The 10,082-nt window shown below is 39.5% G+C and carries 10 protein-coding genes; 5 read left to right on the top strand and 5 right to left on the bottom strand.

Going from position 1 to position 10,082, the window contains the following annotated elements; all coding sequences use genetic code 11:
* From E0D95_RS14160 to E0D95_RS14150, 3 genes are all read left to right on the top strand, one after another.
* A partial coding sequence (locus E0D95_RS14160) for an LA2681 family HEPN domain-containing protein (RefSeq protein WP_130804915.1) occupies positions 1-1,301 on the top strand: 1,301 nt, incomplete at its 5' end.
* A gap of 189 nt (positions 1,302-1,490) precedes the next feature.
* The gene (locus E0D95_RS14155; RefSeq protein ID WP_130804625.1) at positions 1,491-2,699 is read left to right on the top strand and encodes an IS256-like element ISAbe10 family transposase; all 1,209 of its coding nucleotides are present in this window, start codon (positions 1,491-1,493) and stop codon (positions 2,697-2,699) included.
* Positions 2,700-2,818: 119 nt separating this feature from the next.
* Positions 2,819-3,781, top strand: coding sequence for an MBL fold metallo-hydrolase (locus tag E0D95_RS14150; RefSeq protein ID WP_130804623.1), 963 nt, complete (start codon positions 2,819-2,821; stop codon positions 3,779-3,781).
* A gap of 108 nt (positions 3,782-3,889) precedes the next feature.
* Here the strand turns inward: E0D95_RS14150 and E0D95_RS14145 are convergent, their stop codons facing one another.
* A complete protein-coding gene (locus E0D95_RS14145; RefSeq protein ID WP_130804621.1) occupies positions 3,890-4,648 on the bottom strand; it encodes an alpha/beta fold hydrolase in 759 nt (252 codons plus the stop codon).
* Complete coding sequence (locus E0D95_RS14140; protein ID WP_171478547.1) at positions 4,641-5,618, bottom strand: isopenicillin N synthase family dioxygenase; 978 nt, start codon at positions 5,616-5,618, stop codon at positions 4,641-4,643. Before E0D95_RS14140 ends, E0D95_RS14145 begins: the two co-directional genes overlap by 8 nt.
* Positions 5,619-5,795: 177 nt before the next feature.
* Here E0D95_RS14140 and E0D95_RS14135 point away from each other — a divergent pair, with 177 nt between their 5' ends.
* Both E0D95_RS14135 and E0D95_RS14130 read left to right on the top strand, forming a co-directional pair.
* The gene (locus E0D95_RS14135) at positions 5,796-7,163 is read left to right on the top strand and encodes a nucleobase:cation symporter-2 family protein (RefSeq protein WP_130804617.1); all 1,368 of its coding nucleotides are present in this window, start codon (positions 5,796-5,798) and stop codon (positions 7,161-7,163) included.
* Between the two features lie 206 nt (positions 7,164-7,369).
* Complete coding sequence (locus tag E0D95_RS14130) at positions 7,370-8,722, top strand: 8-oxoguanine deaminase (RefSeq protein ID WP_130804615.1); 1,353 nt, start codon at positions 7,370-7,372, stop codon at positions 8,720-8,722.
* A 37-nt stretch (positions 8,723-8,759) separates the two neighbouring features.
* On the opposite strand, the gene E0D95_RS14125 is transcribed toward E0D95_RS14130, so the two are convergent.
* The 3 genes from E0D95_RS14125 to E0D95_RS14115 all read right to left on the bottom strand — a co-directional run bounded on the left by E0D95_RS14125 (position 8,760) and on the right by E0D95_RS14115 (position 10,032).
* Positions 8,760-9,065, bottom strand: a complete 306-nt coding sequence (locus E0D95_RS14125) for an EF-hand domain-containing protein (RefSeq protein WP_228258867.1) — start codon at positions 9,063-9,065, stop codon at positions 8,760-8,762.
* A 25-nt stretch (positions 9,066-9,090) separates the two neighbouring features.
* Positions 9,091-9,282 carry an NF038215 family lipoprotein gene (locus tag E0D95_RS14120; protein WP_130804613.1) on the bottom strand — a complete coding sequence of 64 codons (192 nt, stop codon included), beginning with the start codon at positions 9,280-9,282 and terminating at the stop codon, positions 9,091-9,093.
* Between the two features lie 159 nt (positions 9,283-9,441).
* Positions 9,442-10,032, bottom strand: coding sequence for a LysE family translocator (locus E0D95_RS14115; RefSeq protein ID WP_130804913.1), 591 nt, complete (start codon positions 10,030-10,032; stop codon positions 9,442-9,444).
* Between the last annotated feature and the right edge of the window lie 50 nt (positions 10,033-10,082).

The raw sequence follows: 10,082 nt of genomic DNA, 5'->3' as shown, positions 1-10,082 counted from the left end.
ATTCTGAACACTTTGAAAAAAATTTCAATATTACTTATTTTTACAATTTAGCAAATGGAAAGCTCGCTCTTGCAAATGACTGCGGGTATTCCACCGAAGAAGTAAGTTTTAAAAATATAAAATTATTTAATGAAGTAAAAAACTTATATTGGAAGGCTTTTAAACTAATCAATAAAAGTGAAGATTATGACTTATATCAACAAAATCTGATTAATCTTGCTAATGTTCTTAAACAGCAATTTCGATTTTCTGAAGCACTACAAATTTATAATCTGGTCATAAAGCAAAATACAATCTATCCTCAGGCATGGCTTAACAGGAGTTCTTGCTTAGAGCAATTTGATAAATTATTGGATCATAGATCCCATAAGATGATAATTGAAATTATAAAAGGTTATGATTTTTCTAATAAATCAAAACTGGTACCTAATGATTGGAAACCTTACTACGCATATAAAAGTAAATTCTTAAGTCGCCAGCTAGACTCAATGAATCTAGAGCAAGATGAACAAGAAACTCGCAAAGAATATTCTTTGATGAGCCACTTTAGACAATGGTGTATAGAAGAAAATTTAACTTTAAATATTCATGGAATGTATTGTTCATGCATTGCCAATGAACGAGATAATTTAACTCTTTTAGAGGGAGTCATTTCTTCGGGAAGTATTTTTCAATTTGAACAATACTTGAATCGTATTAAGGCTGAGTTTTCTTTAATTCGAGTACTTTTCTATGAGTCTAAATTCACTGATAGCTCTCAGTTTGATTACGAGAGTTGTTATTCCGAACTCAATGACCAAGAAATCATTAATATAAGATATGAAAAGCTAAGAACTTGTTTTAGATTGTGTTTTTCAATATTGGATAAGTTAGCAATCTTCTTATGTCAATATTTCTCTCTTAAAATTAAAGATAACACATCTTTTAATAATTTTTGGCGTGATAATAGATCTATTCTAGAGGAAAAAGAAAATTTTGCTTTAATTGCTGTTAATAGCATAATTTGCGATCTAAATGAAAAAAACGGAGAATTTGGTTTTTATAAAAAGTGGAGAAATGCATTAGAACATCACATTCTATTTCTAGTTCCAGACACTTTTGAACTTTCCAATGACTCGACCCACACGTATGTAAGAATTAGTGAATTTGAAACTAGCCTTCTTAATCTAATTCAGCTTACAAGATCAGCTATATTTTCAACAGCATTCGCAATTGTTGAAGACTTCCGCCAAAAGGAACCTAAGGACAAAGAAAATTTTATTGAAGTAACGATTCATAAAAAAGATTTTAAAAATCTTTAATAATTTTATAAAAACTATTTATCATTCATTCTTTTACAAAATAATATTCCTAATCCAAAATAGAAATAAACAATCTAAAATCTTTTTGAGATAAAAAATACTACATGTTTAAAATCGAGCCTGTAAATAAAACTGTGTAAATGTCCAAATCTTAGTACCCTGTAATAGGGATAGATGGAGACATCCACAATGGATCACAGTCAATTGATGGCACTGGCAAAAGAATTTGCCAAAAACCTAAAAACAGATTCTGACCTGAATGAATTCAGTAAAGCTCTAAAGAAACTTACCGTTGAAACAGCCCTAAATGCAGAACTCACTGAGCATTTAGGGCATGAGCGTCACCAGCCTAGTGCCAAAGGCAATGCACGTAATGGCTACAGTAAGAAGCAACTACTCACGGGTGATGGTGAGTTTGAGCTGAATACCCCACGTGATCGTGATGGTACATTTGAACCACAATTAGTGAAGAAACACCAAACCAGAATCACCAGCATGGATAGCCAAATCCTATCGCTGTATGCCAAAGGCATGACCACCCGTGAAATCGTCAGTACATTCAAAGAACTATACGATGCAGATGTATCTCCTAGTTTGATTTCCAAGGTGACAGATGCGGTTAAAGAGCAAGTGATTGAGTGGCAGAATCGCCCACTCGATAACATTTACCCCATCGTGTACCTTGATTGCATTGTGGTGAAGGTCAGACAGGACAACAGCGTTATTAACAAAGCTGTCTTTCTAGCATTGGGTGTTAACCTTGAGGGTCACAAAGATCTGCTGGGTATGTGGATCGCCGAGAATGAAGGTGCCAAATTCTGGCTGTCCGTTCTAACAGAACTAAAGAATCGTGGTGTACAAGACATTCTGATTGCCTGTGTAGATGGTTTGAAAGGCTTTCCTGATGCGATTACTACCGTCTACCCACAAACACGCATTCAACTATGTATTATCCACATGGTACGCAACAGTTTGAAATATGTGAGTTGGAAGGACTATAAAGCCGTCACCAGTGACTTGAAGCGTATTTATCAAGCTGTTACTGAAGAGTCTGCCTTGCAGGCATTAGAAGTCTTTGCGAGCACATGGGATGATAAATACCCGCAGATTAGCAAATCTTGGTACGGACACTGGCAGCACCTAAATACCTTGTTTGCTTATCCAGCAGATATTCGTAAAGCGATTTACACCACCAATGCAATTGAATCACTAAATAGTGTGATTCGGCAGGCAATCAAGAAGCGTAAGCTCTTTCCAACCGATGACTCGGTCAGAAAGGTAATCTATTTGGCAATTGAAGCTGCATCAAAAAAGTGGAATATGCCAATTCGGGATTGGCGTGCTGCTATGAGTCGGTTTATGATCGAATTTGAAGGTCGTTTAGACGCTTTCATTTAAGCGACTTTTACACAGAAGTTTTTACAGGCTCTTAAAATCTTTTACACAAACTAAAAAAGATGAAAAATCTTGCCCCACATGTTAAAAAATAAACACCATAAATTAATAAATACATTCAAATGAAAAAACTACTCGCCTCCGCTTTACTATGCTCTAGCTTCGTCAGCCCACCAGTCTTCGCCACTGCCCCTCCAATCGAACAACAAAAACAAGTCGCAGGCTATTACCAATATCAATCAGGCGATGTACAAATCACTGCTCTGCTCGACGGCACAAACTTTATGTCCCCTACACTGTTTAAAGATATTCCACAAAAACAGGTTCACGAGATTTTAAAGAAATATTATGCAGATCAAGACAAAGGTGTACAGACCTCAGTGAATGCCTTTCTGGTGAATACAGGTAAATCATTGGTTCTGGTCGATAGTGGTGCAGCAAGTTGTTTTGGCGCACATTTAGGCTCAGTTCTAAGTAATTTAAAAGCATCAGGCTACAAACCCGAACAAGTCGATACTATATTACTCACACATTTACATCCTGATCATGTCTGTGGCATCAGTAAAGATGGAAAAGCGAATTTTCCAAATGCAACAGTCTATGTCTCACAAGATGAAGCCAATTATTGGCTAAATCCCAAACAAGCCGAGAAAATTCCACAAGAAAAACGTGCAGGCTATTTAAGTACAGTGGAGAAAATCAAGGCGGCTTTAGCACCCTATCAAGCCAAACAACGCTTTAAAACTTTTAAACTGGGTGACGATATTCAAGGCTTTAAAGTCATTAATACCGCAGGACATACCCCGGGTCATTTTAGTTATGAACTAAAAACCAATGCTGAAACAGTCGTATTTATTGGCGATATTGTGCATTCACATACAGTTCAGTTTGATCGACCTGAAACCTCAATTGAATATGATATTGATCCCAAACAAGCCGTTCAAACCCGTTTAAAACAATTTGCCGATTTTGCGAAACATGGTCAGACCATTGCAGCGCCACATTTACCGTTTCCGGGCATGGGTCATATTTATTCAGCAGATGGCAAAAGCTATCAGTGGATACCTGTGCATTTTAAAGATTGATCCGCGCTTCTAAATTAAGATCAATTTAAACCAAGATCAATCATTTCTTATCACTCCATAAGAGGAAAATCACTTTACAAAATTGATTTTCCTCAATGCGAATTGATGTTAAGCAGATACTTTTTCAACAAGTAGTTGACTCAGCTTTTCGATCAACAATTCAGGTTCAACTGCCTGTGGCACATGCCCTGTCTGCATGGTCATGACCTGCAAATGATCAGGTTGTAACTGTTGCATCAAACGCTGCATATTGATGGATAAAGATTGATCATAGAGTGCTTCGACATAAATACGTGGCACCCGACCAAAGCGTTCAGGTGTCAAAACAGGTTTTAAATCACGCCCTGTTTCTGGCTGTGCTCGCAATTTTTCAATTAATTGCTGCGCCAGTTTTGGCTCACAATCTTGCAAAAAGATTTTTTTTGCACCTTCTTGACTCACAACACTATAGCCATCTTGGGTAAAAGTCAGATAAGGTGAAATCCCTGCAAAATCTTCATCGGGAAAATGCTGCTCACACAGCTTTTTAAAATCCAGAAATGACATTTCTGAGGGCAACATCATCCCGACCAAATACACCAAATGAGAGATCATATTGGGAATTTGTTCCGCTACAGCTGAAATGGTTAGACCTCCACCACTATGCCCTAGTAATACAACTGGTTCTCCAATTTGTTGAATCACCTGCACCACATGCTCACAATAATTTTGCTGATTGGCAACAATTTGCGTTTCATTATTCCAGCCATTATTAGGCAAATCCACGGCGTGCACTTGCCAGCCTGTTTGTTCCAATAACGGTTTAATCAAATCAAATGACCAACTGCCCTGCCATGCGCCATGTACCAATACCATATGTTTAGCCATACGTTCTCCGGTACATTTCTACATGGTGCTTTTCAACTGTGGTAGGTTCAAATAATTCAGCTTCGTTGTCTGCCTTGCAATTGGCTATACACTGCACTTGATAATCTGGATTTCCACCAAAGAAAAATGGAACCGAGTAACGTTGTTGACCAGACTGATTAATCACCCGATGTAACGTAGATTTATAACGATTATTGGTCCAGCGCGCGATTAAATCTCCTAGATTAATCACATATGTACCTTCGATTGGTGGAGCATCAAGCCAACTTTCAGTATTTTTATCCCACACCTGTAAGCCGCCCTGTTGGTCTTGTAGCAGCAAGGTTAATGCACCAAAATCCGTATGTGCCCCGCAGCCTTTTTCATTGGGTTCAGGGTTGGCAGGCTGTGGCGGATAATGTAACAAACGAAGGGTCACCAATGAGTCCTGACAGAACTCGTCAAAATAATGTTCATCCAGTTCCAACGACAATGCCAGTCCGCGCATTAGATATTTTGCCAGACTTTCAAGCTGAGCCTGATAAGATTGCATGACCGACTGAAATTCAGGAAGTTGTTCTGGCCACTGATTCGGTCCATGATTGAACCTTTTTTGCAGCACTTCCTGACTGTCTAAGGCATATTCACGACCAGCATAAAAGCCTTCTTTTAAGTCCGCAGGGGTGCCTGCTTCTAGTGTTTGATTCTTTAGGGGTTCATATCCACGATTGGCAATCGAATGCTTTTTATGGACCTTTTCTTTGGTCGCTATAGGCAAATCAAAAAATTGTTTACTCTGTTCAAATACAGTCTTTTGCAATGCTGTAGATACCCCATGATGTGCAATATAAAAGAAACCTTTATCTTCACATGCCTGTTTTAACTCAGTTGCAACCGCTTTGCGGTCTTGTAAATCTGGGCTAAATAGACCAGATATATCAATTACTGGAATTGAAGCATTCACATTCTTGACTCCCTTAAAGATATTCATTTAGAAAAAATGCATGGAACTAATCTGAATGGAGCAAATGCTATGCCATGCATAAGGGGGTGAGGGATTATATTAATTTTCATATTTTAAAATTTATGATTATTTAAATAATAAGAAGATGGCATGTATGTTGCAAATTTTACTTTTGTCATACACACAAAGTTGAAAGGGTTTGATATGCACGACCAATCTAAAAGCACATCACCTGAGCATGAAATGCTCAGCGCAGGCAAAAATTTAACATATGGTTTCCAACATGTACTTACCATGTACGGCGGCTTAATTGCAGCACCACTGGTAGTAGGTCTTGGGATTGGGCTTTCTCAGGCAGATATCGGCTTATTAATTACAGCCTCTATTCTGGTTGCAGGTCTTGCAACACTATTACAAACGCTTGGGGTAAAGTGGTTCGGTTCTAAACTTCCGATTGTACAAGGAACCTCTTTTGCAGCCGTTGCAAGTATGATCGCGATTGGTTCAAATGGGGGCAGTTTTCAGGCCATTCTTGGTGCAATTATGGTTAGCTCCCTGTTTGGGATCATTATTGCACCATTTTTTTCCAAAATTGTGCGTTTTTTTCCGCCGATTGTCACCGGTTCGATTATTGCCATTATCGGGATCTCACTGTTACCTGTCGCAATCCGCTGGATGATGGGTGGCAATCCAAAAGCGGAAAACTGGGGTTCCATTGAAAATATAGGTTTAGCAGGGTTTACCTTATTGGTTTTGTTGTTGCTGACCAAGTTTGGTTCTCCAGCCGTTAAACGTCTTGCCGTATTGCTTTCAATCTTTTGTGGTGCCATCGTTGCCTTTGCACTGGGTTTAGCCGATTTCTCCAAAGTTGGAAATGGGCCGTGGGTTGCACTTCCTAATATTTTAGGCTTTGGTATGCCTGTGTTTGAATGGCCTGCTATTTTAACCATGAGCATTGTGACGCTGGTCATCTTGACTGAAACCACAGCAAGCTTATTGGCAATTGGTGAAATTGTAGATACCAAAGTCGATAACAAACGTATTGCAGATGGCTTACGTGCAGATATGCTCTCTTCTGGTCTTGCTCCTCTGTTCGGTGCGTTTATGCAGTGTGCATTTGTACAGAATGTCGGTTTAGTTGCAATTACAGGTGTAAAAAGCCGTTTTGTTGTGGCAACTGCTGGAGGTATTTTGGTTGTACTTGGTCTACTTCCAGTATTTGGTCGTTTGGTCGCGTCTATCCCTATGCCTGTATTAGGTGGCGCAGGATTAGTGTTATTTGGTAGTGTGGCAGTGAGTGGTATTCGTACATTGTCAAAAGTAGATTACCAAGTTCAATCTAATCTGATTATTGTCGCGGTGTCACTGGCGGCTGGTCTGATTCCTTTAATTAGCCCAGACTTTTTCCACTCAATGCCAAGTGTCGTTCAAACCTTATTCCATTCTGGTATCAGTATTACTTGTATTGCGGCCGTTTTACTTAATCTTTTCTTCAATCACTTACATGTGGGAAAGAAAGCGCAAGCTGAAAGCTTGCCAGAAGCCACCGCAACTGCTGAAAATCATTCATAAGAGTATCAGTGTCAAATCCATGCTTTGTGGAATGCCAGCCGAATCAAATCGACTGGCATTTTTTAAATAACTCATTTAAATAATTCAGACTTAATATTTCAGCATATATATTTTTATTTATATCAATTATAAAACACATAATAAAATTATAATGATGGTACGTGCATTGCTTTTTAAATGATGAAAATATTTGAGCGAAATCTGCCATGTCACGTCTCTGGATCAAACACCCTCTTGCGATTTTTACAGCCAATCAACATGATGCAACGAATGGTGTCGTGGTTGAAAATGGGCAAATCATTGAACTGGTTGCACAAGGTCAATCTCCCCTTTCGCCTGTCGATCAAGTGTTTGATGCCAAAGATTGCGTGGTGATACCCGGGCTGGTCAATGCTCATCATCATTTTTACCAGACTTTAACCCGTGCGTGGTCGCCTGTGGTGAATGTCCCGCTTTTTCCTTGGTTAAAAAATTTATATCCTGTCTGGGCTAAACTGACACCAGAACAGTTGCATCTCGCTACACAAGTTGCATTGGCTGAACTCGTCATGTCAGGTTGTACCTTTGCCGCCGATCATCATTATTTATTTCCAGAGCAATTGACCGATGCGATTGATATACAAGCACAAGCAGCGCAAGAGTTAGGCATTCGTGTCATGCTTACCCGTGGCTCAATGAGTTTGGGCGAGGAATCAGGGGGACTTCCTCCGCAACATACCGTTCAGCATATGGAGCAAATTTTGCTGGATTCAGAACGGTTAGTGCACAAATATCATCAACGTGATGCCAATGCGATGGTCAATATTGCGCTTGCACCTTGTTCGCCATTTTCCGTGACACAAGACATTATGCGTGAAAGTGCTGCCATGGCTGAACGTCTCAATGTTCGTTTACATACTCATTTGGCAGAAACGCTTGATGAAGAAGCTTTTTGCTTAAAAATGTTTGGCATGCGCACTGTAGATTATCTGGAGAGTGTCGGCTGGTTAAGTGACCGAACATGGCTGGCACATGGTATTCATTTTAATGCCGAAGAAATCCAGCGTTTAGGTCAGGCGGGCGTTGGTATTTGTCACTGTCCACACTCCAATATGCGACTTGCGTCTGGCATTTGCCCAACGCTTGACTTAATGCAGGCAGGTGCAACTCTGGGTTTAGGTGTCGATGGTTCTGCTTCTGGAGATGCATCGAATCTGATTTTGGAAGCGCGTCAAGCCATGTATTTACAACGTCTTAAATACGGTGCGGAACGTATAACACCTGAACTGGCATTACACTGGGGTACAGCGGGTTCAGCCAAATTGTTGGGTCGTGAGCAACATTTAGGACAAGTTGCGGTCGGTTTTCAGGCAGATTTTGCCTTGTACAAATTAGATGAATTAAAATTTTCAGGGAGTCATGATCCAATTTCAGCATTGCTGCTTTGTGGTGCAGACCGAGCGGAACATGTCATGGTCGGTGGCAAGTGGATTGTTAAAGATCAACAATTATTGAGTCTTGATATTGAAAAATTACAAGCAGAACATCGTTTAGCTGCCAAAAAGTTATTAGCCGCTTAGATATTTTCAGGCTATTTCTGATATTTAAGGCATACCCCTAACGAGCTTTGGACCAAGGCCAATCAGCACATGGATTTTCAAATAACTGATGAACTGCTCCTAGCTCTTCATCAGTTAAATGACCATCCTTATTTTTATCTAAAAAGTTAAATAATTTCTGTTGCTTATCTTTGTCTTGAAAACGAGGATCAGCAGGCCATGGGTATGGTTCGAAGTCACGAACATGCATAAATTCTTCAAGCTCGAAAGTTCCATTGTGATTACGATCATGACTGCTCTTAAACTGTTGCCAATTTAAGGATGCAGGCTCACAGGCATGGGAAAAGCTTGTCAGTATCAACATGGATAATATCATCCACAAACCAGACTTAATCATATTTACTCACTGTATGATCAACCAGTCTAACTTGATTCAAGGCAAAATCTTTTTCATAAACAGGCATTCCTGCAATGCTCATACTACGCGTCGTTTTCGGGACCCGATAATCTTCCTGAGCATCGCAACCGAATAAAACAATGCCTAAACTGATCGACAAGGCATACAAAAATATCCTTTTCATATGACCCCCTGATTATTTTGGTTATTATGACAATCAGACTAGCATATATTGTATAAATAGCGAGCAAAAAAGCTTTTCAAAATTTAATCAGTCATTGCGTTTATCGAGAACATTTACTCTCAATCTGCCTGCCTCAATATAAACACTAAAACAGTAAAATTAACGACTAGAGAAGATCAGTTTTAAACCTAAAATCGTGACAATGCCGCCCGTGACACGATCTATTAAAGTTTTGGCTTTTACATAAGCACGACGTGGTTTTTCAGAAGATAAAAGTAAAGCAACCAAGGAATACCAGCCTGCATCAATCACAAAACAAATTACAGGCAATGCAACATAATAATAATGTGGAATATCTTTGGGTAACAACGCTGTAAATACACTGGCCAATACCACAGCAATTTTTGGATTGCTGAGTTGAGTCATGAGACCATAACGATAGGCACTTTGGTAAGACATCGTCTGTTGTTGTTCGGCATCCATCTCAATTGGAGATTTGGCATGTTTAACAATTTTATACGCCAGCCACAGTAAATATAGCCCACCACCAATTTTTAACATCAGATATGCCGATGGCACAGCTAACAAAATTGCCTGCAAGCCCATGACTGCAAGCAAACCAAAAATCGCTGCGCCTGTACCTGTGCCTAATGCAGTAAACAAACCATGCTTGCGCGATTTTGCAATCGAGTTTTGCGCCACATAAATAAAGCTTGGACCCGGACTGATTGCACCTAGCATTAAAGCCATGGCAATTGAAAATAAAGGCAGCAAACTATCCACGTGATGATCCAATACTG

It is taken from the genome of Acinetobacter ihumii, from assembly GCF_900625095.1.
GTDB lineage: Bacteria > Pseudomonadota > Gammaproteobacteria > Pseudomonadales > Moraxellaceae > Acinetobacter > Acinetobacter ihumii.
The sequence above is the reverse complement of the archived record's forward strand: the minus strand, read 5'-3'. Positions and strand labels throughout refer to the sequence as shown.

Excerpts from the sequence above, each read along its gene's own strand:
- E0D95_RS14155 (WP_130804625.1), top strand. The coding sequence starts at position 1,491 with ATGGATCACAGTCAATTGATGGCACTGGCAAAAGAATTTGCCAAAAAC.
- E0D95_RS14150 (WP_130804623.1), top strand. The coding sequence starts at position 2,819 with ATGAAAAAACTACTCGCCTCCGCTTTACTATGCTCTAGCTTCGTCAGC.
- E0D95_RS14145 (WP_130804621.1), bottom strand. The coding sequence starts at position 4,648 with ATGGCTAAACATATGGTATTGGTACATGGCGCATGGCAGGGCAGTTGG.
- E0D95_RS14140 (WP_171478547.1), bottom strand. The coding sequence starts at position 5,618 with ATGAATATCTTTAAGGGAGTCAAGAATGTGAATGCTTCAATTCCAGTA.
- E0D95_RS14135 (WP_130804617.1), top strand. The coding sequence starts at position 5,796 with ATGCACGACCAATCTAAAAGCACATCACCTGAGCATGAAATGCTCAGC.
- E0D95_RS14130 (WP_130804615.1), top strand. The coding sequence starts at position 7,370 with ATGTCACGTCTCTGGATCAAACACCCTCTTGCGATTTTTACAGCCAAT.
- E0D95_RS14125 (WP_228258867.1), bottom strand. The coding sequence starts at position 9,065 with ATGTTGATACTGACAAGCTTTTCCCATGCCTGTGAGCCTGCATCCTTA.
- E0D95_RS14120 (WP_130804613.1), bottom strand. The coding sequence starts at position 9,282 with ATGAAAAGGATATTTTTGTATGCCTTGTCGATCAGTTTAGGCATTGTT.
- E0D95_RS14115 (WP_130804913.1), bottom strand. The coding sequence starts at position 10,032 with ATGGCTTTAATGCTAGGTGCAATCAGTCCGGGTCCAAGCTTTATTTAT.